Source organism: Candidatus Neomarinimicrobiota bacterium (assembly GCA_021157965.1).
In the GTDB taxonomy this organism is placed as follows: Bacteria; Fidelibacterota; Fidelibacteria; order Fidelibacterales; family Fidelibacteraceae; genus Fidelibacter.
On record JAGGVO010000020.1, the window covers coordinates 1 to 26,834 of the forward strand.

General features: G+C 51.9%; 23 protein-coding genes and 1 tRNA gene. 22 read left to right on the forward strand and 2 right to left on the reverse strand.

The annotated features are described in order from the left end of the window. The 16 genes from J7K63_02590 to hflX all read left to right on the forward strand — a co-directional run. Positions 1-186 (forward strand): hypothetical protein (locus J7K63_02590; protein MCD6233914.1); only part of this gene is annotated, 186 nt, incomplete at its 5' end. Between the two features lie 67 nt (positions 187-253). Further along, positions 254-1,363 (forward strand): dihydropteroate synthase, encoded by a 1,110-nt coding sequence (gene folP, locus J7K63_02595; GenBank protein ID MCD6233915.1) that lies wholly within the window; start codon positions 254-256, stop codon positions 1,361-1,363. Continuing rightward, on the forward strand, positions 1,356-2,129 hold the full coding sequence (gene cdaA / locus J7K63_02600; protein ID MCD6233916.1) for a diadenylate cyclase CdaA: 774 nt from the start codon (positions 1,356-1,358) through the stop codon (positions 2,127-2,129). Before folP ends, cdaA begins: the two co-directional genes overlap by 8 nt. After that, the gene (locus tag J7K63_02605; GenBank protein ID MCD6233917.1) at positions 2,122-6,678 is read left to right on the forward strand and encodes a hypothetical protein; all 4,557 of its coding nucleotides are present in this window, start codon (positions 2,122-2,124) and stop codon (positions 6,676-6,678) included. The genes cdaA and J7K63_02605 overlap by 8 nt, the downstream gene beginning before the upstream one ends. Then, positions 6,675-7,682, forward strand: a complete 1,008-nt coding sequence (locus J7K63_02610) for a hypothetical protein (GenBank protein MCD6233918.1) — start codon at positions 6,675-6,677, stop codon at positions 7,680-7,682. Before J7K63_02605 ends, J7K63_02610 begins: the two co-directional genes overlap by 4 nt. After that, entirely contained in the window at positions 7,679-8,461 is a 783-nt protein-coding gene (locus J7K63_02615) for a hypothetical protein (GenBank protein MCD6233919.1), read from the forward strand. The genes J7K63_02610 and J7K63_02615 overlap by 4 nt, the downstream gene beginning before the upstream one ends. Positions 8,462-8,466: 5 nt before the next feature. Next, entirely contained in the window at positions 8,467-8,955 is a 489-nt protein-coding gene (locus J7K63_02620; GenBank protein MCD6233920.1) for an SLBB domain-containing protein, read from the forward strand. A 13-nt stretch (positions 8,956-8,968) separates the two neighbouring features. Then, complete coding sequence (locus J7K63_02625; protein MCD6233921.1) at positions 8,969-9,313, forward strand: phosphomannose isomerase type II C-terminal cupin domain; 345 nt, start codon at positions 8,969-8,971, stop codon at positions 9,311-9,313. Positions 9,314-9,328: 15 nt separating this feature from the next. After that, on the forward strand, positions 9,329-10,738 hold the full coding sequence (locus tag J7K63_02630) for an adenosylhomocysteinase (GenBank protein ID MCD6233922.1): 1,410 nt from the start codon (positions 9,329-9,331) through the stop codon (positions 10,736-10,738). A gap of 112 nt (positions 10,739-10,850) precedes the next feature. After that, positions 10,851-11,843 carry an endolytic transglycosylase MltG gene (gene mltG / locus J7K63_02635; GenBank protein ID MCD6233923.1) on the forward strand — a complete coding sequence of 331 codons (993 nt, stop codon included), beginning with the start codon at positions 10,851-10,853 and terminating at the stop codon, positions 11,841-11,843. Continuing rightward, positions 11,840-14,086 carry a UvrD-helicase domain-containing protein gene (locus J7K63_02640; protein MCD6233924.1) on the forward strand — a complete coding sequence of 749 codons (2,247 nt, stop codon included), beginning with the start codon at positions 11,840-11,842 and terminating at the stop codon, positions 14,084-14,086. Before mltG ends, J7K63_02640 begins: the two co-directional genes overlap by 4 nt. A 24-nt stretch (positions 14,087-14,110) precedes the next feature. Beyond that, the gene (locus J7K63_02645; protein MCD6233925.1) at positions 14,111-14,563 is read left to right on the forward strand and encodes a transcriptional repressor; all 453 of its coding nucleotides are present in this window, start codon (positions 14,111-14,113) and stop codon (positions 14,561-14,563) included. Continuing rightward, on the forward strand, positions 14,556-15,224 hold the full coding sequence (locus J7K63_02650) for an HAD-IA family hydrolase (GenBank protein ID MCD6233926.1): 669 nt from the start codon (positions 14,556-14,558) through the stop codon (positions 15,222-15,224). Before J7K63_02645 ends, J7K63_02650 begins: the two co-directional genes overlap by 8 nt. Positions 15,225-15,278: 54 nt before the next feature. After that, positions 15,279-16,181 carry an endonuclease/exonuclease/phosphatase family protein gene (locus tag J7K63_02655; protein ID MCD6233927.1) on the forward strand — a complete coding sequence of 301 codons (903 nt, stop codon included), beginning with the start codon at positions 15,279-15,281 and terminating at the stop codon, positions 16,179-16,181. A gap of 175 nt (positions 16,182-16,356) precedes the next feature. Beyond that, on the forward strand, positions 16,357-18,138 hold the full coding sequence (locus J7K63_02660) for a BatA domain-containing protein (protein MCD6233928.1): 1,782 nt from the start codon (positions 16,357-16,359) through the stop codon (positions 18,136-18,138). Beyond that, positions 18,131-19,414 (forward strand): GTPase HflX, encoded by a 1,284-nt coding sequence (gene hflX, locus J7K63_02665; protein ID MCD6233929.1) that lies wholly within the window; start codon positions 18,131-18,133, stop codon positions 19,412-19,414. The genes J7K63_02660 and hflX overlap by 8 nt, the downstream gene beginning before the upstream one ends. Before the next feature lie 34 nt (positions 19,415-19,448). Here hflX and J7K63_02670 read toward each other — a convergent pair whose 3' ends face one another. After that, positions 19,449-21,581 (reverse strand): U32 family peptidase, encoded by a 2,133-nt coding sequence (locus tag J7K63_02670; GenBank protein ID MCD6233930.1) that lies wholly within the window; start codon positions 21,579-21,581, stop codon positions 19,449-19,451. 243 nt (positions 21,582-21,824) lie between these two features. On the opposite strand from J7K63_02670, the gene yajC reads away from it, so the two are divergent. Genes yajC through J7K63_02700 form a run of 6 tightly spaced genes read left to right on the forward strand, consistent with a single transcriptional unit; the run spans position 21,825 to position 26,303 of the window. Then, on the forward strand, positions 21,825-22,148 hold the full coding sequence (gene yajC, locus J7K63_02675) for a preprotein translocase subunit YajC (protein MCD6233931.1): 324 nt from the start codon (positions 21,825-21,827) through the stop codon (positions 22,146-22,148). A 2-nt stretch (positions 22,149-22,150) separates the two neighbouring features. Further along, entirely contained in the window at positions 22,151-22,678 is a 528-nt protein-coding gene (gene def / locus J7K63_02680; GenBank protein ID MCD6233932.1) for a peptide deformylase, read from the forward strand. A gap of 28 nt (positions 22,679-22,706) precedes the next feature. Then, positions 22,707-23,639 (forward strand): methionyl-tRNA formyltransferase, encoded by a 933-nt coding sequence (gene fmt, locus J7K63_02685; protein ID MCD6233933.1) that lies wholly within the window; start codon positions 22,707-22,709, stop codon positions 23,637-23,639. Further along, entirely contained in the window at positions 23,626-24,930 is a 1,305-nt protein-coding gene (locus tag J7K63_02690; GenBank protein ID MCD6233934.1) for a hypothetical protein, read from the forward strand. Before fmt ends, J7K63_02690 begins: the two co-directional genes overlap by 14 nt. Positions 24,931-24,956: 26 nt before the next feature. Then, on the forward strand, positions 24,957-25,697 hold the full coding sequence (locus tag J7K63_02695) for a PASTA domain-containing protein (protein MCD6233935.1): 741 nt from the start codon (positions 24,957-24,959) through the stop codon (positions 25,695-25,697). 6 nt (positions 25,698-25,703) lie between these two features. Next, positions 25,704-26,303: a hypothetical protein gene (locus tag J7K63_02700; protein MCD6233936.1), complete on the forward strand. Its 600-nt coding sequence runs from the start codon at positions 25,704-25,706 to the stop codon at positions 26,301-26,303. 216 nt (positions 26,304-26,519) lie between these two features. Here the strand turns inward: J7K63_02700 and J7K63_02705 are convergent. Beyond that, a tRNA-Thr gene (locus J7K63_02705) sits at positions 26,520-26,592 on the reverse strand. Between the last annotated feature and the right edge of the window lie 242 nt (positions 26,593-26,834).

A 26,834-nucleotide genomic window follows, 5' to 3' on the forward strand; every position in this document is an offset into this window, starting at 1 on the left:
AACAAAGCCAACCCCGGACTTCAGTCCGGGGGAACAAAGCCAACCCCGGACTTCAGTCCGGGGGAACAAAGCCAACCCCGAACTTCAGTCCGGGGGAACAAAGCCAACCCCGGACTTCAGTCCGGGGGGAACAAAGAAAAGCCAACCCCGAACTTCAGTCCGGAGGGAACAAAGAAAAGTGCGTGAACTAACCCCAACATCTCTCAAACCCCTTCTCCGTCGCATCGGCGTCCATCCCGCCGGTATCCGCATCATGTTGCCCCGGGGAACTTTTCGGTCGGTGCTTATCCGGGATTTGAAGCCTGTGGCCGCCAATATTCTGAAACAGGAGTGTTTGTCCATCGGGGCAGAGTGTGCCCTTCACGAACACAGCATTACCCACAAGGTGGACAAAACCCATGCCGTCATCATGGCCACGGAAGAGCAATTCCGGCGCCTGACAAAAAATTTACAGATTCAGCCTTTCGGTCTTTCCCAAATGGGGAAAGAGCTGGAAAGGCTTCTTTTTACGCCCTCCAATACTCACCTCCATTTGGCCCGCGGACAGTCCCTGGATCTCTCCGAAAAGACGGCCGTCATGGGCATTCTGAACCTCACGCCGGACTCCTTCAGCGACGGCGGGACCTATTTCTCCCGGGATCAGGCCCTGAAACGTGCGGAAGAGATGGTCAGAGAGGGAGCGGATATTGTCGATATCGGCGGTGAATCCACCCGTCCCGGCGCCGAAGCTGTCTCTGAAGCCGAAGAACTTGACCGTGTGATTCCTGTGGTAGAATTTTTGGCCGGGACTGTATCCCTTATATCCGTGGATACCACCAAACCCGCTGTGGCTGAGGCAGCTCTGAAAGCCGGCGCTCACATCATCAACGATATTTTCGGCTTTCATCAATCCCCGGATTTGGCCCGCATTGCTGCAAATTACCGGGCCGGGGTCATCCTCATGCACATCAAAGGCACCCCCCGGACCATGCAGAAAAACCCCTTATATGATGACCTTATGGGCGAAATTTCGGATTGGCTGGCGGAAAGCATAAAAATTGCCGAAAAGGCCGGACTCCCCCGGGAGAATCTGGTGGTGGATCCCGGCATCGGTTTCGGGAAGACCCTGGAGCACAACCTGGAGATTCTCCGGCGCCTGGGCGAACTGGCATGCCTGAAAGTTCCCATTCTGATCGGTACATCCCGAAAATCCTTTATCGGCAAAATTGACGGCTCTCATGTGACGAATCGCCTTGGCGGTTCCCTGGCCGCCGCCGTAATTTCCGTATTGAACGGCGCCGCCATTGTGCGGGTCCATGATGTAAAAGAAACTGTTCAGGCCCTGCGCATAGTGGATGCCATAAAACGAGACAACCATGATTGATTTGTTCCACATCGGATATCTCACAGTTACCCTCCTGGATATTATCGATATTCTCCTGGTGACGGGACTCATTTACGTGATTTATACCTTTTTCCGGGATTCCCGGGCCAAGCAGATGGTAGTGGGACTCATTATCCTCATCCTCCTCGGGTCCTTTGCCCGCCTTCTTAACCTTCAGGCCCTTTCCTGGATTTTGGGCAGCCTCCAAACAGCCTGGCTTATCTTTTTTGTCATCGTTTTTCAGCCCGAACTCCGGCGTATTCTCCTCATTGTGGGACAAAATCCCCTGGTCCGGCGGCTCTTTTCGCCTGAAACCTATGACCTCACGGAGGAACTTATCCACAGCGTCATGGAACTCCAGCGACGGAAAATAGGAGCGCTTATTGTGGTCCTCCGGGATTTGGGACTCAAAACCATCGTGGAAAAAGGCGTGTCCATCAACGGAACCCTTTCCACACAGCTCATTTTATCCATTTTCAATACCGATTCGCCCCTTCACGACGGAGCCATCATTGTTTACCAGGACCAGGTCATTGCCGCTAAATGCATCCTGCCCCTGAGTGAAAACACCGATGTGGATCCCACCATCGGCACCCGCCATCTGGCAGCCCTTGGACTCTCGGAAGAAAGCGAAGCCTTTGTGATTGTTGTGTCCGAAGAGACGGGAAAAATTTCCACTGCCTTTCGGGGCATTCTGAAACGGGGACTCGATGAACCGGCCCTCCGGACAGATCTCATCAAATACCTGTCGGGGCGCAATGTTTAAACACCGCATTTTACAGATTTTTATTCTCCTCATCCTTCCTTTCCTGGCTTTTGGAACCGGCTTTCAGCTCCTGGAGGAACAAGGACGGATTACCCTTTCCTGGGAAGGTAACCAAGAGGACTTGGCAAGCGATTCCCGGACCACCACCCTCGATGTGAACGGTTACTGGGTTCCGGCGGCTGTCTTTCTCTTTCACGGCAATCCCCACAGCATTTCCATCCAAACGGAAATTCCCGAAGAAAAAAAACTCACCCTCGAAACACCATTCATCCCCGTCCGGGAAAAGGCTACCGGTGCCGAACGGGAGATAACGGAAAATAATCCTAAAAAAAACATAAAAAATCCCTGGGAAATAAAACCCATCCCCGGCGGCGGCTTTTCCCTTACCGTTTATCCCCTCATCCCCGTCTCAGCCACTACCGCCCGGCAGATCAAGCGCCTGACCCTTACTCTTACCGACGGATCGGGAGAGCTGGCACCTTACACCGAAAAAGTCCGCCGCTCCCGCCCGGTGCTGAAAAAATCACAGAATCCCCTTATCAACGGACCCTTTGCCAATGTGCGGGTTTCCAAACCGGGCATGGTCCGCATTGACGGCTGGATGCTCTCCGATGCCGGGGTGGATATCCGCAATATCCGTCCGGACAGGATTCAGGTTTTTCATCATGGTGAAGAACAGCCTGCCCGGGTTATCTCCCGCTCGCCGGAACGCCTGGCCTCCGATGATCAGATTCTGGTCTGGCTCGATTCCCTGGCCAATCCATACGGGACGTATCGCCACAATCCTCACAGTCCCTACGATGTGCTCCAACTTACCTGGAACCGGGCGAAGGGACTCCGCTTCACCGAGGAATCGGGGGAAGTTACGGGGAATGCCGACTATCACCCCGAAAGTTTTACCGGCATCACACACCTGGAACGGGCCGAATACTGGGAAAAACTCTCCAAGGTACATCAGGATGAAATGTCCGAAGTCTCGGACCACTGGTTTTTTAGCAATCGAATCATTGCCGGAACCTCCGATACCTTTCTTATTCAGCTTGATCATCCCAAACAGAATTCCGAACGTCAGGTAAAGGTCCGCCTGAAATTTCAGGGAATTACCTACGGTGCTCCGCGGCATGAACTCACCGTCCTCCTCAACAACCGCTTTCTGGCCGTGGATAGCTGGGAGGGACAGAAAGAAAAAATTGTTTCCAGCGAGGGACAGAATTTTTCCCACGGCCACCTGCGCAACGGGGATAATCAACTGACCGTGGTGATGTCCGGCGATCCCACCATCGACAGGCTCTACGATATGGTCCTTCTGGATTGGGCTGAAATCGAATATGAACGCTATTTCCGGGCTTCCGGCGATAAGCTCCGTTTTCAAACTCCCGTGGAAACCGGCCCCGGTGAGTACCTTTATGAACTCAACGGCTTTTCAACACCCGATGTGATGATTCTGAAAAACGACCGCTTCTGGCTCCGGGACTATGTGGTCTATTACGATGCCAAATACCGGGGGTATTCTGTGCTCTTTCAGGATGAATCCCTCACCGGCCGGGAGGTTTACACCGCCGTGGGACCCGAAGGACTGGTCCCCGCCGATACGGTGATTTACCGTGATCCGGCCGAAGATACCTTTACCGGTGCCGAAGGGGATTATATCATCATCACCCATCCGGATTTCCTGGAGGATCTGGAAGATTTTATCAATTTACAGACCGAACGGGGATTTACTCCGGTTGTGGTGGATGTGACCCGCCTTTACGATCGCTATGCCTGGGGCAACCGAACGCCCTACGCCATCCGGGACTATCTGAAAGAGGCCTGGGATACCTGGAGCATCCGTCCCTGCTATGCTCTTCTCGTAGGGGATGCCGGTTCTACCGGCCGGGCCACGAAAAAAGAAGGGATGTTTATTCCCACACAGTTTTTTCAAACCTACAAGTGGGGATCCAGTATTACGGATGCCTGGTACGGCGATGTGGACGAAGACCTCTACCAGGAAATCATCATCGGTCGCCTGCCCGTCCGGGAAACGGAGCAACTGGCCAACGCATTGGCCAAACTCCGGGTCTGGCACGAAAAACCCGTGGTGGACAGTTGGCTCAACCGCATTGTCATGATTGCCGGCTATGAGGATGAATTCAAACAGCAGACCGAAACGATTATCAGCCGGCAAATACCCGACGGGGTACAGATTGACCGCCTTTACATCAATCCCGGTGCCGAAACCGGTCCTTTTTACGGCACCACAGCCACCCTTTCCGACTTTATCAATGCAGGACGCCCCCTCGTCAATTTCCGGGGGCACGGCGGTGGAGCTGTCTGGGCGGATAGGAGCCTTTTTACCCTGGATGATGTGGAAGGACTGGAAAACATTGAAAAACCCTGTATAATCACCTCTTTCACCTGCTTTACGGCGGCTTTTGAAACCGAACGGGGCCTGGGGGAGGGACTCACCCGTCTGCCCGGTGGCTCGGTGGGTTTTCTGGGCTCTTCCGGTCTGGGATGGGTTGTGAATGACTATCTCATGCTTCAGGCCATTTACCGGTATCTTTTTGAGGAAGGTGTTTCCTTCGGCCGGGCGGTGCAGCGGGGAAAACTCCAGTATGTGTCCACCACCGGCTGGGCAACTCACACCAAAACCGGCTTTTATCAGTACAATATCCTGGGTGACCCCTCTATCCTTCTGCCTTTTGAGGATGCCAAAAACACTCTGAAAATTACACCCCCCGACGCAGCCCCCGGTGAATCCATAACCTTGGAAATTCCCGGCTTTTCTGCTCCTTCCGCCACCCTGGATCTGACTTTTCGGGGCAGCCGGGATACCAAACATCCCATCATGCAAAATCGTCCCCTTAAACCGGCCTCGGGATCGCAACTCACCATTACCCTCCCCGATACCATTCACGCCGAAAAAGGCGATGTGACCGTTTTCTACTGGAATGAAACAGAGGGAACATACCGTGCCGGTCATGCCCCCCTCAGCTTTGGTGCCTCCGTGATTTATAATCCCGTTTTTGTCGCCGGCCCGCCCGAAATCGGTGGAAAGGTAGCCGTGCAGGTAAAGGTCCTCGATTCCCAGGGTGTGGATAGTGTGCTGATCCGCTGGCAGGAAGGGAGTGAAGAGTTGTTAACGGCTAAAGGCAATGATATTTATGAATCCCGGCCCCTTCTCTGGGATTCCCCCGCCGGTAAAACTTTTACCATCCGTGTTGTGGATGGACCCGGACAGGAGACGCGCTCCGAATCCTTTACCCTTAAACCCCTCCCCGGAGCCAATCTGGCCATATACAGCGTTACGCCCACCGCTGCCGGACTCAGCCTGTCCCTGGGTTCCACTGTGGATGATGAAATTTCCGTCCGGGCTCAATGCACTATCTTTGAACAAGCTGCCCAGACCGATACCCTGCATCTTATCAAAGGAGTGGAAAATTATATCCCGGACTGGGTCCTGCCCTACGGAGAGATGACTGCCACTCTTGAGATTTATCCACTGGATTACCGGGAGACAGATTCCACCGACAATGTATGGAGCGATACACTGGTCAACTACTGGCTGAAGGCAGATGAGCAGGGGTTTTCCGCTTATCCTCAAGGGTTCTCCCCTGGCCATCCCTGGTTTCGGAAAATAAACCTTTCCGTTGAAAACGGTCCCGTTGTTGCCGGTATCACCTCTGTGGATACCCTTTTTGATCTCTCCGGTGCCGGGGCGGAGATGGATACCCTTCAGGCCCTTTTTCTGGATTTTGAGTCGCCGAATGTGACCTATACTGTTACTTGTCCCGGCGGTACCGATACCACCCGGATTCCGGCAGTCTATAATCCTGAATCCGGACGGCTTTTGTCCCTGATTCCCGTGGAAAATGGCTACCGCGGCACCATGTCCGGCTACCTTCTCCGGGTCTGTCCCCTGGATATCCGGGGGCCCGACATCGAAATCACCGTCAATTCCCGGGAGATTCTTCCCGGTTCCTATGTGTCCGGCGGAGCCCGCTTTTCCGCCATTATCACCGATGAAAAAATGGTCCATCCCGATCCCCTTACCTGGGGCGTCTGGCTGGACGGGGAAAAACTGACGGCCGGTGCCGTGAAGTGGGTTCTGGATCCTTCCGGGCGGCGGTTGGGACTCAATTTCAGTCCCGATTTCACCCCGGACAAGACCCATACCCTGGCAGTCCGGGCTATGGACGGCATGGGCAACGAAACCCGCTCGCCGGAATATGAACTCTTCACTGCCGGCTCAGCCCGGATTATTGATTACGGCTGCTTTCCAAATCCCTTCGGCGCCCGGACCCATATCATTTATGAACTTACCTCACAGTTTGATGAGGTTTTTATCGATATTTACACCCTCTCCGGCCGGCGAATTCTCCGTATCGACCGCTTCAATGCCGAAACCGATTTGCCCCTCAATGATGTGGGTTATCATGAGGTTCCCTGGTACGGCCGGGACAAAGACGATGAATTTGTGGCAAACGGAGTCTATTTTTACCGCATTCACGGCATTATTTCCGCCGAACGCTTTTCCGCCCGGGGAAAGGTGGTGAAACTGAAATGAAAAAACGAATTTTGTATATACTCCTTATCACCGCTACAGTCCTTCAGGCCGGCAAATACGGTGATGCTTTCATGATTGCCGCTTATCCCGCCGCTTCCATGGGAACGGGACATATCGGCGTGACCCAACTGACGGGTATCCGGGCTGTGCCGATGAATCCTGCCGGACTCTCCTACGGGCAAAAGATGGAAACATATCTCCAGTATAATGCCCTTTTCGGCCTCGGCTTTCAGTATGCCCTGGGCTATAAAAACCGCTACGGCGATCACTGGCACTGGTCCATCCTCTGGAACCGGGCGGGTGTGAATGCCATCGAAGAACATCCGGATCTGAGCTCCATGACCACCCTGGAACGGCGGGACTTTGTCCGCACTCAGGCCGGGACCTACCACACCTTCGACAGCCGGGAGGATTTGCTCACCTTTACCCTGAGCCGCCACATCCGCCACCGTATCGATATGGGCTGGCAGTACGACGAGTTTTTTATCGAAAATCCTGTGGGTATCTCGGTGAAGATTCTGAATAAATCCCTCTACGGCGAATCAGCCCGGGGAATCGGTGCCGATGCGGGACTCCGTTTTATTATCCCCGGCAATGAGATTTTTTATATCCGAAATATGGGGGAGATTATTTTCGGCGTAACAGCCCAGAATGTCTATTCCACCGGTATCTACTGGACGACGGGACACGTGGATCAGGCCAGGATGCGGGTACTTTGGGGTGCTGCACTGGATCAGCCGGTCCGTTTTCTCTATTCCGATTTGCGTCTGATGGTGCAGAATGTATGGCTCGATAACCCCGCTTTCCGTTGGGGTGTGGAGTGGGAGATCATGGATGTGCTGGCTTTCCGGCTGGGGAAGGACGACCTGAGTATGAATGCCGGCGCCGGTGTGCGTTTCCCCATCGGTAAATACCACCTCATTGTGGATTATGCCTTTCAGGACCATCCCCTGGATGTGGGACATAAAGTTTCCTTAACTCTGACCCGGGAGGATGCCAAATGAGAGCGAAACTGTTGAAAATTCTCCTCTTGGGATTTTTGCTCTTTTCCGTCTTTGGCTGCGAGGATGTGGAAGACCCCAATCCGCCTCAAAGGCCCTTCATGGTGCCCAAATCCCTTCCCTGGGAGTATGAAGAAAGCGGTATCGACGCCGACGACAAGGTGGCCGGTATCTACCTGGAATGGTACCGGAACCCTGACCCCGAGCTGGAAGGCTATATCATCTACCGGGCACCCGATACCAGCGAGACAGGCGAACTGGACTATGTCGCTGTGGATACAGTCTATACTTATTCCTTCAATCCCGCCCTCTCCGATACCGAATATGTGGATACGGATATTGAATTCGGCACTCTCTACTATTATTATATCCGGGCTTTGGATGTTTCTGAAAATAAAAGCGACCCCTCCGATACCGTCCGCTATAACCTTACCCCCTCTCCCGGGAATTGTGAACCCAATCTTTCGGAAAAAGCACCGGTGAAGCCTGAATTCAGCTGGAAATTTCCCAATGACTTTCAATATTCCATCAATTATTATTATATTCGCCTTGAAAATATCACAACCCGGCAGACCGTGTGGTTTTATGGTATTCCCCGCTTTGATTATACAGGGCATGGCCAGTCGGTGACCTTTAACACAGATGGCAAAGCCGCGGAACCGGTCCTTTCGCCGAACTACACCTACCGCTGGAAAGTGGATGCCATCGGACGCCAGGATCCGGCAGGCTTTGAAATCGAAGGCAGTGAAAGTCCATGGATAACCTTTCAGGTAAAGGAATGAACATAATGAAAAAATGTGGAATCACACTCGTACTTTTTACGCTTCTTGCGGGAATCCTCAGCGCTCAAAATGTGGGGTCCATGACCTCCAGCGGCTATAACCTGGGGCGTCAGGATCAGACGGAACTTCTCTATCCCGTGAAAATCTGGGGCGAGGTGGTCCGTCCGGGGATCTATGATGTCCCCCTTACCAGTGATATCATCGGCATTATTTCCTATGCAGGAGGCCCTACCAACATGGCCAGACTCACCAATGTCCGCGTCCTCCGGAATGAACGGACTTTCGAAGGAGAAAAGATCCTGGTAACGGTGGATATCGAAAAATATATCGAAACCGGCGACAAATCCATCCTGCCTGTCATCCGTCCCGGCGATACCATCATGATTCCTCCCAAGTTTATGAAACAGGTAACGGATGTACTGGGAACCTTCAGCGCCATCCTGTCTATTGTGAATGTCTTTGCCGTCACCTCCTGGTATATGACCAGACCTTAAAAAGGAGAAAGGCATGAATTACACCGAAGAACGCCCCTGGGGCATGTTTGAAGTTTTGTTGGATGAACCCGATTACAAAGTGAAACGCATCACCGTCCTGCCCGGCAAGCGTCTCTCCCTCCAGAGCCACAGACGCCGCAGTGAGCACTGGGTGATCACCCGGGGCGATGTGAATGTAGTGAACAACGACGAAGGTAAGCCCTACAAAGCCGGGGACCATATTTATATCCCCGCCGGAAACAAACACCGGATTAAAAATACAGGAAACAACAAAGCCGTTTTTATTGAAGTCCAGGTCGGGGACTATTTTGGAGAAGATGACATCATCCGTTATGAGGATGATTTTAACCGCGTATAAAAAAACAGGAAGCAGATGAAATACAAAGTAGCCGACATCTCTCTGGCGCCCTTCGGTCGCAAGGAGATTGAATTTGCCGAGAAAGAAATGCCCGGACTCATGGCCATCCGGGAAGAATACAGTCACAAAAAACCCCTGAAAGGCGCCCGGATTACGGGAAGCCTCCACATGACCATACAGACGGCTGTTCTCATTGAAACCCTCAAAGAGCTGGGGGCCGATATTCGTTGGGCCAGCTGCAATATTTTTTCCACACAGGACCATGCCGCTGCCGCCATTGCCGATGCAGGCATTCCCGTCTTCGCATGGAAAGGAGAGACCCTGGAAGAATACTGGTGGTGTACACGTATGGCCCTTCTCCACGGAGATAAAGGGCCTCACATGATTGTGGATGACGGCGGCGATGCCACCCTCTTTGTTCACGAAGGAGTCAGACTGGAAAAGGAATACGCCGAAACCGGTACATTACCGGAAATCACCGCGAAGAACAAAGAACTCCAAATCATGCATCGGCTGATTCTTCAGGATATGGAAGCCTGTCCCAAACGCTGGCACCGGGTGGCGGAAGAGATTCGGGGAGTGAGTGAAGAAACCACCACCGGTGTCCACCGCCTTTATCAATACATGGAGCAGGGCAAACTCCTGTTTCCCGCCATCAATGTGAACGACTCCGTCACCAAATCCAAGTTTGACAACCTTTACGGTTGCCGCGAATCCCTGGCGGACGGCATCAAACGGGCAACGGATGTCATGGTGGCCGGCAAGACCGTCATGATTTGCGGGTACGGAGATGTGGGCAAGGGCTGTGCACAATCCATGAAAGGCTTCGGCGCCCGGGTGATTATTTCCGAAATTGACCCCATCTGTGCTCTTCAGGCCGTCATGGAAGGCTACGAAATCAAAACCGTGGAAGAGGCCATCAAAGAGGATGCCCCCGACATTTTCGTCACCGCCACCGGCAATTGCGACGTGATTACAGCTGATCACATGGCTGCCATGAAGGATATGGCCATCGTCTGCAATATCGGCCATTTTGATAATGAAATTCAGGTGGATGCGGTGTTAAATCGCCCCGATACAACAAAAATCAACGTCAAACCCCAGGTGGATCAGATTCGCTTTGACGACGGGCACTCCATCATCCTCCTCTCCGAAGGCCGTCTGGTGAACCTGGGCAATGCTACCGGACACCCGTCCTTTGTCATGAGTAACTCCTTCAGCAATCAGGTTTTGGCACAGATCGATCTCTGGTCCAAAGACCATGAGAAAAAAGTCTACCGCCTGCCGAAAGTTTTGGATGAAAAAGTCGCCCGGCTCCATTTGAAAAAGCTGGGTGTGAAACTCACCAAACTTACGGAAAAACAGGCGGAATATATCGGCATACCGGTCGAAGGACCGTATAAGCCCGATCATTACCGGTATTAATCCCTTTAAAAAACGGGTTATTTCAATGCTCAGGCGTTTCAGCCCCCTAAAGCCCAAAATCAGGGAAAATTTCTCGTCACGTCGGTTTTTTATACTGATTCTCTGTGCTGTCATGGCCGGTATTTTTCTTTTGCGCATTCCTGCCAAAGAAGCCAATCCCATGGTACCCGACACACTGATAACCCTTCGCATCCCCCGGGGCGCGCCTTTTACACAAATTGCCGATTCCCTGATACAGCGGGGACTCATTGAATCCCGTCGCCGTTTTTACTGGAGCGCCCGCCTTAAAGGGAAAACAAATGAACTCCAGGCCGGAGCCTACCGGGTTCCAGGCGGACTCACCTACGGGAAGCTGGTGAATTTTCTCTCGGCAGCCCAACCCCTCCAGATCCGGGTAACTATCCCCGAAGGATTTGAATTTGAAGAAACCGCCGCACTCCTCAGCAGACATTTTTCCTTTTCCCAAGAGGATTTTTTAGCCTATAAGGATAGCGCCACTCTCTTTAATCTCCCCTTTGATGTCACTTCCATGGAAGGGCTCCTTTTCCCCGAAACCTACGACTTTTATGAAAATGCCACACCGCGGGAAATCATCAGTCGCCTTATCCGCCAGTTCCTCATTGAAGTGGATGATTCCCTCCGGCAGGTGATTCGGCAAAAGGGCCAAACCGTAGAGGAAATCATCACCCTGGCCTCCATTATCCAGGGCGAAGCCATGATCCACGACGAAATGCCCGTCATTGCTTCGGTTTACTATAACCGTATCAAACGGGGCATGAAACTCCAGGCTGATCCCACCATCCAGTACATCGTGCCCGGACCCAAAATCCGCCTGCACCAACGTCATCTGGAAATCGATTCCCCCTATAATACCTATCTTTATCGCGGACTCCCCCCCGGACCGGTGAACAGTCCGGGACGGGATGCCATTTTGGCGGCTGTTTTCCCGGATACCACGAATTATCTCTATTTTGTCGCCCGGGGAGATGGATCCCATGTTTTCTCCCGTACCCACCGTGAGCACCTGAGAGCCAAAGCTGCTTTTCAACAGGTCCGCCGGGAAATTTACCGCCAACAGCAACGTGAAAAGGTCCTCTCACCATGACACACCTTCTGGATAACCTCAATCCCCGCCAGCGTGAAGCCGTCCTTACGACAGACGGCCCCCTCCTCATCTTCGCCGGTGCCGGCAGCGGTAAGACCCGCGTCCTTGTCCGGAAAATTGCCTACCTTTTAGAACAGCAAAAAACCGTCCCCGAACGGATTCTGGCCGTGACCTTTACCAACAAAGCCGCCGGAGAAATGCGGGAGCGCCTGATCAGTATGCTGGGACCGGAAGCTGCCCGGGTGACCATGGGGACCTTTCACAGCATCAATGCCCGTTTCCTCCGGAAAGAGGCTCACCGCCTGGGATATACCCGGGACTTTACTATCTATGATACTACCGATTCCCTCCGACTCATCCGGGATTTGATGCATAACATGGCCATTAACGCCGTCTCCCTTACTGCCAACGGCATGAAATACTTTATCAGCGACTGCAAACAGCAGATGATTCTCCCGGATCAGGCTCTGAATGTGTTGCGGAGCGATTTTCTGGCAGAAAAAAAAGTGGCTGTTTACAAGGCTTATCAGCAACAACTCAAGGCAAACAACGCCATGGATTTTGACGACCTCCTCATTATGCCACTTTTGATTTTTGAGAAGTTCCCCGAGGTACTCACCCTTATGCAGTACCGCTATGATTACATCCTTGTCGATGAATATCAGGATACCAACCGGGTCCAGTTTCTCTTTCTCAAAGCCCTCAGTGAAAAACATCACAACATCTGCGTGGTGGGGGATGATGATCAGTCCATTTACGGCTGGCGCGGCGCCGATATCCGCAACATCCTGGATTTTGAAGAGACCTTTCCCAATCCCACCGTCATCAAGCTGGAACAGAATTACCGTTCCACTGCCACCATTCTCAAAGCTGCTTCGGCTGTGGTGAAAAAAAACCGGAACCGGAAAGACAAAACACTCTGGACCGAATCGGAGAAGGGGGAGAAAATTATCCTCCATCAGGCTGAAACGGACCATGACGAAGCGGCATATATCGCCAATACCATCCGGGAAAATCACTTCCGGGGCTTCCGGTACCGCGACCACGCCATCCTCTACCGGACCAATGCCCAGTCCAGGCAACTGGAAGAAGCTTTGCTGAACCGCCAGATTCGCTACATGATCGTAGGCGGCACCCGTTTTTACGATCGGAAAGAAATCAAGGACATCATGGCTTATCTCAGAGTCCTGGTGAATCCCAGTGACGGTGTGAATCTGAAACGCATCATCAATAATCCCGCCCGGGGGATCGGAAAAACCAGCCTGGAACGACTGGAGGATTTTGCCGAAAATACCAATCGAACCCTTTGGGAATCTCTTCAGTATCCAGAAGAAGCCGGACTTGGCTCTGCAGCCCAAGCTCGCGTCAAAACCTTTCTGAACATGATGACCCGCCTCCGGTCCCGCCTGGAAACCCTGACCCTCACCGATACCGTGAAAGAGGTTCTCCGGTATACAGGCTATCAAAGTCAATACGAAACCGACGATAAGAATAAAGAAAATGAAGACCGCTTAGAAAACCTGGAAGAATTTGTCAACAGTGCCGGTGAGTTTGAACAGAACAATGAGGGCGCCACCCTGGAGGATTTTCTCCAGGAGGCTTCTCTCCTCACCGATGTGGATCAGTGGGAAGATGCGGCCGATGCCGTGGTGCTTATGACACTTCACAGCGCCAAGGGACTCGAATTTCCCGTGGTTTTCATCTCCGGCCTGGAAGATGGACTCTTTCCCCTGGAACGGGCCAAGGAGAAGGAAGAGGAACTGGAAGAAGAGCGCCGGCTCTTTTATGTGGGCATCACCCGGGCCATGAAACGATGTATTCTCACCTGTGTCCGTCGCCGTCTTCGCTACGGCCGGTGGTTACCCTCCAAAGCGAGTCCCTTTACAAAAGAAATCCCCCCGGATTGTCTGGAAAAAACCGGGTTTGAAAAACAAAAATCCCGCGATACATTCCTTTTTGGACTGGGGGAAAGGGAGATTGAAAGTACTTTCGATGCTGTATCCTCTCCACCGAAACGCAAAGCCGGACGGACGCCTTCCCGCAAAAAAGCAGCCGGTAATCCGGCGGTCCTGCCCCTGGCATCCTCCCGGAGAATCCGTGTAGGCGATGCGGTAATCCATAAAGTCTATGGCCGGGGTAAGGTCCTGGCTTCCGTCCCCAGTTCTCAGCCTGCCTTTCGCGTGGCTTTTCAGGGCGGGGTGGTGAAAACAATTGCCGCGAAATTCCTCCAACTGCCGGAATGATCCGGTTCCCAAAGGGGGTGTAAGATGAATCCTGAAATCCTGAACGAGATTCTCCAAAGGCTTCATAAAGAAAGGATTAAAATTACCCGGCAGCGGAAACTGATTATTGAAATCATGTACGAACACCGGGGGCATATTGACGCCGAAACCCTCTATCTGATTCTGAAAAAGCAAAATGCCGGTGTAAGCCGAGCCACCATCTACCGGACACTCGAGATGCTCGTGGATAAACACCTTATCCGGAAGATGGATTTCGGCGAAGGTCGCTGCGTGTATGAATTTAAACTGGGACAGCCACACCACGACCACATGAAGTGCCTGCGCTGCGGTAAAGTGATTGAATTCAACGATCATATCATCGAACTCCGGCAAAATACTATCTGCCATAACTATAAATTTTATCCCATATCTCATGTGATGCAGATTTACGGGATTTGCTGTGAATGCCGCGAAAAGGAGAAAAAAGGCTGTGATTGAACCGTTGATTATCAGTTACGACCTGGACGGGACCCTGGTGGATTCCATTCCCGATATAACCCTGTCCATGAACAAAACCCTGGATGAAGCCGGTCTTCCCCATGTAACAGCCGGACAGATGAAAACCTTTGTGGGAAACGGTATTCCGCCCATGGTGGAACGGGCTTTAAAGACCTCGCTGGCATACATGAAGGCGGAAAAGGACTTTGAAAAGCTTTATGGACACACCCTCAGCCGCTACAAAACCCTCTATCAGGCCCATTGCACCGTTGAAACCCGGCTTTACACCGGCGCCCGCGAGATTCTGGACCATTTTTCCGGAAAAATACAGGTCCTTATCACCAACAAAGCCGAAAGCATGACACGGAAAATTTTGCAATATTTCGGCCTGGAGGATTATTTTGCCGTTGTGGTGGGAGGGAATACCCTGGCGGTAAAAAAACCACATCCGGATGTCATCCGGTATGTCCGGGAGAAAACCGGCCCGGATGGACTTCTCTGCCATGTGGGGGACAGTCCCGTCGATATAAAAACTGCCAAAACCACGGGAAATATCGCCGTGGCCGCAACCTGGGGTTATTCTGAGCGCCGAAAACTGATGGATGCAGGTCCCCATTATTTTCTGGATCACCTGAATGAATTAAAAGAAATAATTGCATAAAACCCTCTAAACACTTAAATTATTTAGTGTAATATTATTTTATCTGTATGTGCGTTGCTTTTTGTAGTTGCCTGTTCGGTGGCAGATGAGGGTTATCCTGTTGTATTTTGGAATGTGGAGAATTGTTTTGATACAAAGGATAATGCGGCGACGGATGATGAGGAATTTCTGCCGGGGAGTTATCCGGGCTGGAATGAGCGGGTTTACCGGTACAAGCTGGAACAGATCGGGGAAATCCTGGAGGATGTGAAGCCGGTCCTTTTGGGGTTGGCCGAGATTGAGAACCGGCAGGTTCTGGAAGATCTGGTTGGGATTTTTGCCCGGCCGGAGTGTTGGGGGATTATCCACCGGGACGGACCGGATCGCCGGGGTATTGATTGTGCCCTTTTGTACCGGCAGGATCTTCTGGAGTGTCTTCAGGAGGATTTTTTCATATTCCGTTTACCCTCCGGGCGTCCAACCCGGGAAGCGCTTTTAGGGGAATTCCGTTTCAGACGGGGCGGGGGAGAGGCTTTTATCATCTGTGTGCTTCACTATCCCTCCCGGCGTGGAGGAGCCCGGCGTTCCCTGCCGGATCGTCTGGCCTGTTCACGGCAGCTCATAACTCATCTGCGGCATTATTACCCCGGACGGAAAATACTCCTTATGGGGGATTTGAACGCACCGGCCCATGCCGAACCGGTCCGCATGCTGGATCAGTTCTACCCCTTGCTCTTAGAAGGTCCTGATGTCTGGACCTATGTATATCAATGCCGGAAACAGCAATTGGATCACTTTCTGGCCGGTCCCGAATTCCTCCGGGGTACGCCCCGCATCCTGCCCCGTTCTCCCCGCGTTCTCCGTCCCCCTGCCATGCAGGATGAATTCGGCTTCCCCGAACCCTTTATCAAAAACCGCCGCATCTATGGCGGAGTGTCGGATCATTATCCGATAGAGTTGATAGTCGTCAGTCGGTAGTTAGCGTCGCTTCGCGGCTGGTGTGTTTGCGTGGATGAGCGGGCAGGCCTGGGAACTGCCGACTGTCGCCTGTTGACTGCCGACTGTTGACTGCCGACTGTTGACTCCCTTCTCAATTATCCATTCTCAATTCTGCTCCGTTCTTCCTAACTTATTCCATAAAACACGAGGGACTATGTCATTTCTCTGGCCCGGTATCCTGATCCTCCTGGCGGCGGCGGGCATACCGATTCTCATACATCTCCTGGGTGAACGGCGGTACGAAAAGGTCTATTTCAGTTCAATCCGTCTTTTAAAGCAAATTGAGACCGATTCCCTTCGGAAAATCCGGTTGCGGCAGTGGATTATTCTCATCCTCCGAACTCTGGGCATTATGTTTCTGGTTTTGGCTCTGGCGGGACCTTTTGCCGGTGGATGGCGTCCGGGCGGGCCCGGTGAAGGACTCATCCTCGTGGATAGTTCTCCCAGTGCCCGTTTCCACAGAGATTTTGAAACCATGAGTACCACCCTCCAATCCGAATTTCCCGGCTGGGATACGCTCCGGGTCCATGAGGAGATGTCCCCTCAAACCTTCATGCGAAAACTCCAGCGCAAACGTCCTCCGGAACACATCCTCTTCCTTACCGATCTCCAGGCCAATGAGGCTATGCCCGTTTTTTTGAATACTCTTCGGGATATTGTGGATGATCCGGTGATTATTGCCTTAAATCCCTATCGGGAAAAGCCATGGATTCAGTCCCTGGATATACCTGCCCGCTATTTTCCTGCCGGCGATTTTATCCCTGTCCGCGCCGTCCTGACTCTCCACGGGAACCGTCATCCCCTGGCCTATCTCACCGTCAATGGAAAACGCATCGCTCAGACCCGCTCCGATGAGTCAGGATACGTGGAATTTTCCTTCCTGGCCGAATCGCCCGGACATTATCACGGGATGGTGAAAACCGAGGGATCGGACCACCCCTTCAATCAGCGCTATTTTTCCCTCAATGCCGGCGAGAAAATATCCATCCTCCTGGTGCAAGGAGAGGATTCCTACCTTCTTCCCGCTCTGGAAGCTCTGATGACCGTGGATGTGGAAGCGGTTACGCCGGACCTCTTTCCCGGAAGTCCCCTGGAAAACCGGGATTTGCTCATTTTAGACGGTCTCCATCCTCTTTCTGCTGCCCAGATGGCCCGTATCCGTCGCTTTGCCCAAAACAGACCGGTCTGGATTGTGATGGACCGCCGGCCTGATGCCTCCTGGAAAGAGATTCTTACCATTCAGGATGCCCGGGAGCAAAGACTTCCCGAGGGGCAGTTCCGAATCACGGAGAAGGCTGAACAGGGAGATCCGCTCTTTACAGAGCTCCCGGGATTTTCCATCTTCCGGTATTTTACCATCCGATCGGATACGCCCCTTCAACCCATCCTGCGTTTGAACGACGGGAATCCATTATTATATTCTCCCAGGGAGAGTAATATCTACATCCAAACATCCCCTTTCCGGCTGGCGGACAACCGGATGGGAACTCATCCTCTCTTTACCCGGGCTTTGAAGACGCTTCTCTTTTACTTTATGGGGGTGACTCATCGGGATGTGTTGGTCGGTGAACCCATCCCCATTCACCAGGCCGGGGATGAAATCATCCGTCCCGACGGACGCCGGGTGAAGGTCCTTGAACCTTACGCCGGGACCGATATTCCCGGCATCTATACCCGGATCAGCAACGGCAGCCGAAACTATTTCGCCGTGAACTGGCCGGAAAGTGAAACGACAGGCAACGTTCTGGAGACTCCACTCCCCGGATTTCAGGTTATCCCGGCACAGACCGATGAAATTCGTTCCTTTCGTGAATCCCTCAAGGGCCGGTCCCTCACGCCCCTTTTCTTTTTACTCACGGCTCTATGCTGGGGGGGTGAACTCTTTTTGATGATGCTGAATATGAAAAAACGAGGTAATATAAAAAAGCATGACTGATACAAACATCCGGAGCGGAAAGGAGAAAGTCCTCCTGGTGGCGGTGGAACTCCCCGGTGACGGTGAAAAGACCGAGCGGTCCCTGCAGGAACTTTCCAGACTGACGGAAACTGCCGGTGGCGAAGTAGTGGATACTCTCATTCAGCCCCGTCCCACCCTCCATTCCATCCACTACCTGGGCAAAGGAAAACTCCGGACCCTGAAAAACATTTGTGAAGAACTGGGTGTGGAAACGGTTATCTTTGATGATGAGCTGGATCCCGGTCAGGCTAAAGCGATTCGGAAAATACTGGGGGGCGGACTGAAAATTCTGGACCGAAGCGCATTGATTCTGGATATTTTTCAGCAGCACGCCCGGACCCGGGAAGCCAAGACCCAGGTGGCACTGGCCAGGGCTGAATACATGTTGCCACGTCTTATCCGTCAATGGACTCACCTGGAACGTCAGGCCGGCGGTATCGGTGGTGCACGGCGGGGGCCAGGTGAAACACAAATCGAAATTGACCGCCGTTTACTCAGGGATCAGATTAAAAAATTAAAAAAGGAGCTGGAAAAAATTGCCCTGCAACGGAACACACAGCGGAAATTTCGCCATGATTTTTTTAATGTGGCCCTGGTGGGATATACCAATGCCGGAAAATCCACCCTTATGAATGCTCTCACCGAAGCCGGAGTGGAAGTGGAAGATCAGCTTTTTAAAACCCTGGATACAACCGTGCGGAAAATGACCCTGCCCAACGGTCGGGATGTGTACCTGAGTGATACGGTGGGATTCATTCAGAAACTTCCTCACCAGCTTGTGGCCTCTTTCCGGAGTACCCTGAAGGAAGCCGAATCCGCCGATCTCCTCATCAAATTAGTGGACATATCCGACCCCGATTTTCGCCGCCATCTGACCACCGTCGACCGGGTGCTGAAGGATTTTGAAATCCCCGAAAAACGCTTCCTCACTGTCTTCAACAAGGCAGATATTGTTCCGGATACCATGAATGTGACACTTGTGAAACGGGAATACCCCGACGCTGTGTGGATTTCAGCAAAAGAGTCCATCGGACTCTCACGACTTATTGAAAAAATCCAGTCCCGCATGGATGAAAATACCGTCATCAGGACGGTGGTCATTCCCCACAAAGCAGGGGAAATCATTGCGGCCCTTCATGAACATACCCTGATTTTAAGCCAGTCCCATGAGGAGGATGTTGCCCGTTTTACTCTCCGGACAGACCGGGATATCTGGACTTATCTGACCAAAAAATATCATCTGAAAAGTGAATAAATTGTCCTGCTGAAAGATGAATTTTTAAGGAAGATTACTTCCATTCCCGGTTCAGGTTCCAGTCTGTACCGGATATGGTTTTATCTCCTGAGAAAATTTTAAACTGATGAACCCCTGGGAAGGGTTTGATGGAAATTCCTTTTTCTGGATAGAGCCAGGTGAGTGTGTCCGTTTTTACCACCGTAAAAGCACCGCCCCGGCTGTCCCGGATATCACCTTCAACCGGGATGCCTCCCCGGGACATGAGGATGGGCAGGCGACCTTCCGTCAGAATCTCTGCCTTATCCCTCCAGTTTGACAGGATGGATTCAAATCCGGAACGGTCCAACTCCGGCCAGAGGAGGATTTTTTCCGCTCCCCAGTCCGTCAGTTCCCGGAAAGCCATGGAATTGGCCACCGGCAGGGAAAATCCTCCATGAATGTGTACTTCGGAAAATTTTTTCAGCAATTCAAAGCCATAGAGCGAACTTACCCGAAATGTCCGGGTTCCCGATTGGATTGCCTTTTCGATGGATTTTCTCAGTTCATGCAGGCGCGTTTCCGGACAGAAAAGCGGCAACAATCGTTCATGGGCCGGTGCCGGATCATCAAGATCCCGGATAACCCATACGCCATCCTCATGTTGCTGTCCCCGGCCATAATACACACTGGTTACAGGGGCTGATTTTATATTTTTCAACGGTCTGCGTGTGAATTCGGGAAGATTGTTTTTATTTTGGGACTGATACGCCGTCAGGGATTCATTGAGCCTGCCGGCCAGGGCCTGCCGCATGGCTCGGAATGTTTTATTCTGAATGAAAAAGTCCCCCTCCGGAATTACCGTGAGATTCAGCAGGCCGATTCCGTCCACCCTCAGTTTCTGCAATTCGGTTTCCACATCCTGTCGGGTGACGGGATGCTTTTTTGCTTCCTGTACATCGCCGGGAATGGTGATAGGGCGGGGGAGAGGAGGATCCGTTACCAGGGCATGAAATCCGTCATGATGAATCCGAACCTCCAGGCGGATCCAATGGCGGATTTCCGGGATTTTATCCACATTTATCCGGGGATATTTAACGGGACTCCCGATGCGGAAGACCTTGCCCCCTTCGGGAATCTCCTTGTCACAGTGGATGAAAAGACGGGTGTTTTTTTCGCTTCTTCGCACCGGGGTGTTGTCTTTACGCATAAGGGTTACGATAAAGGAGGGACCCTTTTCTCCCGATGTCGGTTGAACCCGGAGCTTATCCCCCAGGAAAATCCGCTGGGATGACTTCATCAGGAACCCGTTTGGCCGGACGGATGTCACGTCTCCGACCCACTGTCCCTGACTTCCCATGGAATTGTGGTTTATAACCGATTTCATGGCTTTTTTGGTGAAAAATCCGAATGACCACTCCCTGCCCGAGGCCCGGTTTAGAATACCCCGGGCTTTTTTGAGCACATCTTGTTCCTCACCTTCGGGAGTATCCAGCATCAGGCGGTAGGCCTCCACAACGGGTCGCACATAATCGGCTTTCCGAAGACGTCCCTCAATTTTCAGGGAGGCAATCCCCAGTCGTTTCAATTGGGGAATCAGATCCAGGGTGTATAAATCTTTGGTGGAAAAGAAAAAGCCGTTCCCATCCGGTGCAAAATAGCGCCGTCGGCAGGGTTGTTTGCACTTGCCCCGATTCCCGCTCCAGCCACCCATCCAGGAGGAGAAAAGGCACACGCCGGACAGACTGCAGCAGAGGGCGCCATGTATAAAGACTTCCAGCTCAAGGGCAGAACGGCTTTGAATCAGCTTCAGCTCCTCCAGCGTTACCTGCCGTTCCAGAATCACCCGGCTGATACCCTTTTCCGCCAGGAAATTGACACCGGCGGAATTGTGGACTGCCATCTGAGTGGAGGCATGAATGGGCAGTTCGGGGAAATGCTCCCGTATAAGGCGCAAAATGCCGAAATCCTGGACAATTACCGCATGGGGGCGGAGCCCGGACATGAGGCTGAGAAAATCAGCCACATCCGGCAGCTCACGATCCATGACCAGTGTATTCAGGGTTAGGTAAACCTTTTTGCCGTGCATCCGGGCATAAGCTATCAGCCTGGCAAAATCAGCCTCTGTAAAATTTTGGGTACGCTCCCGGGCATTGAAGCGGGAGAGTCCCCCATAGACTGCATCGGCGCCGCTTTCAAACGCAGCCAAAGCCGTCTCCAAATCCCCTGCAGGGGACAGTAATTCAGGTTTTATAGCCATAATGAAATTTAAGGGTTTAAGAGGGTAAGAAGAATGGAGAAAAGGAAAAACTCCAAACTTCTGTCCGGGGGAATGAAGCAACATGCGTCACACGCCACTCGACAGTCACCCCTCTTAAACTCTCCACCATTCGTAGAATTCTTGATTTGATTCCCCATTATCATTAATATCCGTCAAAACAGGAGAAAAAAAATGTTATTAAATCTTTTTGCACAGGCCGCCCAGGGACAACAACCAAATGCTCTGGTAACCCTTTTTCCCTTTATCCTTATCATGGTAGTGATATGGTTTTTTATGATTCGTCCCCAGGCAAAAAAACAGAAAGAAACCCAGAAAATGCTCAGTTCTCTCCAGCCCCGGGACAAAGTTGTCACCATTGGCGGACTTATCGGTGAAATCGATTCCCTGAAAGATGAAAGCACCGTGGTGATTAAAGTGGGCAAGGATGTAAAACTGGAAGTCCGGAAAAATGCCATCGCTTCCAAAATTGAACCCGTACAGGCCATGAAAAAATAGTCATGACCCAATACACCCCTGAAAGATTGAAAATTTTTACCTACGGTGCGCCGGTACTCCGGAAGAAAACCGCGCCTGTGAATAAGATGACGGATGCCATTCGCCGGTTTACTCAGGATATGGTGCTGACCATGTATGACGATGACGGGATTGGCCTTTCAGCCAATCAGGTGGGGGAAAGCCGTGCCATTTTCGTCGTAGGAGCGGCAGCCTTTGAGGATGAACGGGGTGACTCCGTCTTTCTGAATCCCGAAATTCTTGAAATGTCCGAAGAGACCGACATCCAGGAAGAAGGCTGTCTTTCCATACCCGGCATCCGGGAGAATGTACCCCGCGCCCTTACAATCCGCCTTCGTTGGCAGGATCTGAACCTGAAAACTCACGAGGAAACCTTTACCGGTTTCCCTGCCCGGGTGATGCAACATGAATATGATCACCTCAACGGCATTTTCTTTACGGATCGTATCAGTCCCGTACGGAAAATGTTCATCAAAAAAAAGCTCTCTGAACTGGCATCCCTTCAGATTTAATTTTTAACCCGGAAAAAAAACACCCAGTATGAAAATCATTTTCATGGGGACGCCTGATTTTGCCGTCCCCTCTCTGGATAAGCTTGTGGAATCCTGCCATCAGGTTTCTGCAGTGGTTACGGTCCCTGATAAACCCCGGGGGCGGGGACGGAAACTTTTGCCATCACCTGTGAAAAAACGGGCGCTGGAACTCGATCTGCCTATTCTCCAGCCTATGAATCTGAAAGATCCGGAATTTCTCCGGACAATCCGTGATTATCAGCCGGATATTCTGGTTGTGGTGGCGTTCCGCATCCTCCCACGGGAGCTCTATGCCATTCCTCCCTATGGGGCGGTCAATGCCCATGCCTCGTTACTTCCCAAATTCCGGGGGGCCGCACCCATTCACCGGGCAATTCTGCAGGGAGAAACCGAAACGGGCATTACGACCTTTCAAATTGAGGATAAGGTGGATACCGGCGGTGTGCTCCTCCAAAAGCGTATCCCCATCCATCCTCAAGATACAACCGGTACCCTCTACAACCGCCTGAAAATGCTGGCGGCTGAATGTCTTTTGGAAACCCTGGACGGACTTGAATCTCACGGGTTCAGGCCCATCCCCCAGGACAATTCCAAAGCCACGCCGGCACCGAAAATCCATCCGGAAGAGGCTATTCTTGATTTTACCCGCCCCGGCCGGATGCTTATCAATACTATTCGTGCCTTTGCGCCTGTCCCCGGTGCCCGATTCTTTCTCAGGGGGACCCTCATCAAAATTTTCAAAGCGCGTTTTGAACCGGTGCCCGATACCCGTCCCGGAACCCTGGAAAAGACCGGTAAACAGGCTTTTGCCATCCATTGTGGGGACGGACTGATTTTTCCGGAGGAGATTCAGCCGGAAGGGAAACGGGCCATGACCGTGGCGGATTTTCTCAACGGATGGGATATCACTTCTTACAGGACCGTCGATGGAACCCAATGACAGTCGGAAAGACGCCGTGTCAATTCTCCGGCACTGGTTCACCGGCAAAGCCTATATTGATCACCTGTTGCAAAAATACGGACATCCTTTAGATCCTCAGTCCCGCCGGTTTCGCGATGCCCTTGTTCATCAGACCATCCAGTGGCAACGCCAGTCCGATGCATTGATTGCTCGATTTTTAAAATCCCCTAAAAAACCACCCCTTCAGACTCGAATCCTTTTGCTCATGGGAGCTGCGGAGATTTTTCACATGGAGGGAACCCGGGATCACGGGACCGTGCACTCCCTTGTCTCCCTGGCCGGATATCAGAAGAAGTTTGTCAATGCCATCCTCCGGCAGCTCATCCGTTTCCGGGATTCGGGGGGATATAAAACCTTTCTGGAGGACCTCTCCATTTCTCCCGGTATTCGTCACAGCTTTCCGGACTGGCTGGTGGAACGGTGGCAACGGCAGTTTGGTGATGAGCTGGAATATCTCCTGTTCAAATTGAATCAACCGCCGGTTCGTATGGTGCGACTGATGGTTGACAGCGCCCGGGATACGGTGATTGAAGCCCTGATAAACCTGGATATCTGGATTGGTGTCCATCCGGATCGGGAGGATTTTTTTACGGTCCGCTCGGTTCAGTCCCTCATGGAACATGAAATCTTTACTTCCGGGAAAGTGACCATCCAGGATGTTTCATCGGTTTTGCCCGAATATTTTTTTCCGGAAGGGGGGATTCACCGGGCCTGTGATGTGTGCAGTGCACCCGGAGGGAAAACCGCCGCCCTGTTGAAAAAGACCCTTCCGGATGGAAAAATTTTTGCCTATGATGTGGATGGACGGCGCCTGAGACAGGTTGACGAAACACTCCGGCGTCTGCATTTTACCCGTTATACCCTGGAAGAAGCAGATGCCCGGACCCATGCTTTTCCGCCGGCACCCCTCTTTCTGGTGGATGCTCCCTGCAGCGGGTTCGGGGTAATCCGGAAACGGAGCGATTTGCGGTGGCGGCGCAAAGCGGAGGATCTGGAAAACCTTCGGGGACTCCAGCTTGAAATTTTGGAGAATGTAAGCCGGGCCGTTCCACCGGGTGGAAACATTATTTACAGCACCTGTACATTTGATGAGGCGGAAAATGTGGAGGTGCTTCAGACTTTTCTTGAAAAACATTCTGAATTTTCCTGGGGGGATCCGCCGGCCAATGCGCCGGAGCACTGGAAAGATGCCGCCTTACCTGTTCTCAGGACTTATCCTCACCGTTATGATTGTGAAGGTTCTTTTGCAGGACGGGTGAAAAGAATGTAAATTTCCGAATAATTACGGAAGGATGCATGGGATTCATTAAACGAATCATTCTCTTTTTCGTGGTATTAGGGTGTGTAAGCTTTGCGGCTTATCTTATTTTTGATTATGTGCTGATGCCTTTCATCGTAAGCCGGCGGGATACGCGCATTCTCCTGGATGTCCGCTACATGCCCTGGGACCGTGCCGCCTCCCTGCTGCGACGGGAAGGCTTTATCCCCATGCGTGGAGAATCCAAACCCAGCAGCGATCTGGAACCCTTCACCGTCCTGAGTCAACGCCCCCGGCCGGGCTCTAAAGTCCGCCTGGGCAGACGGGTTTATCTGGATATCTCTACCGTCGAAAAGGAGATTCCCTTTCCAAACCTCATCGGCAAAACCCTCCGGGGAGCCGAAATTATTCTCCGGGAATATCAGATGGAACTGGATACGGTGCTTTGGGATTATTCCAACAGTCCCCGCGGTGTAATATATGACCAGTCCTTGGATCCGGGCGTTTACGTGACCCGGGGGACACCTGTGGTACTTTATGCCAGTTTGGGACTCAAATCCTGGACAGTCCCCGATGTGGTGGGGATGAGTCAGTTTGCCGCCATAAGAAAAATCGAAAGTGCCGGGCTGGAAGTGAGTGATGTCCGCTTTGTGGAGCGGGATGACCTGCTGGCATTCACCGTTTTGTCCCAGTCCATCGAAGGGGGGACGGTGCTCAAGGAACCCCGGGGCATCGTTCTCACCGTGAGTCAGCTCCCTGAAGAAAAACACAACCGGTAAACACCTATGATGAAAACAGAAACAGACCGTAAAGTTCTTCATGTGCTTTCGGGAGTGATTCCCTTTGGAGTTTATTTTATGCCCGAGTGGTTCGGATTCACATCCCGGCAGATGACACTCCTTATTTTAGGGGGATTTTCCATTCCCTTTATCTGTCTGGATGTAGGAAGGCGCTGGATTCCGTTCTTTCAGAAAATATTCAAATGGCTGGCGGGACATTCCATGCGGGAATCGGAAGAATTGGGCTATAAACTGACCGGTGCATCCTGGCAATTTGTCTCATTTTGGCTGGTCCTCTGGTATTTCAAGCCCGATTATTCCGTTCCGGCCTGTCTGCTCCTGTCCATCAGCGATGCTTCGGCAGCGCTGGTGGGAAAACGCTGGGGCAAAATCCGGTGGATCTACAACCACACCCTTATGGGAACCGGTGCTTTTATTCTCACCGGTGTGCTGATTTTTATCATCGGGTATCCACATCTGGTGCTCTGGAAGGTTTTCGCGGTTGTGGTGCTTACATCCATTTGTGAAGCCCTTTTGCAGCGGGTGAATGACAATTTCTCCATTCCGCTCATTTCCGCCATATTCCTGGCCCTGTTTCATGCGTAATAAAAAACCAAACTTTTTCATTTTATTTTTTTTCGGGGAATCCTATATTCTGCGGCAATCAGTTAAGCAACTTCTCATAAACGGCAGAGAACAGCAGACGGCTGAGTGGTATGTCGATAACACATCATCCCTGTTGCCGGAAAAGAAACATATATCCTCTGACAGAACCATACACACAAAAAAAAGGCGCCGGATCCGGCGCCTTTTTTGCATTTGAGCCACCTGCCGGACTCGAACCGGCGACAACCGCTTTACGAAAGCGGTGCTCTACCAGCTGAGCTAAGGTGGCTTTCCGTAAGCGTGGGAAAATAGAACGTTTTTTTGGGAATTGCAAGAAAGTGACGCGTGACGAGTTGACCAATCCTGTCGACTGATGACTGACAACTGATGACTGCCGACTGCCGACTGCCGACTCAGCATTCTGAACTCTTTTAATTCTTCCTGCAAATAGTTAAATTAATTACATTAAAAAGAAGGATTCCAATGAAAAAATCCACCCGGAAATTCCTCATGGATTATTCCACCTCCGAA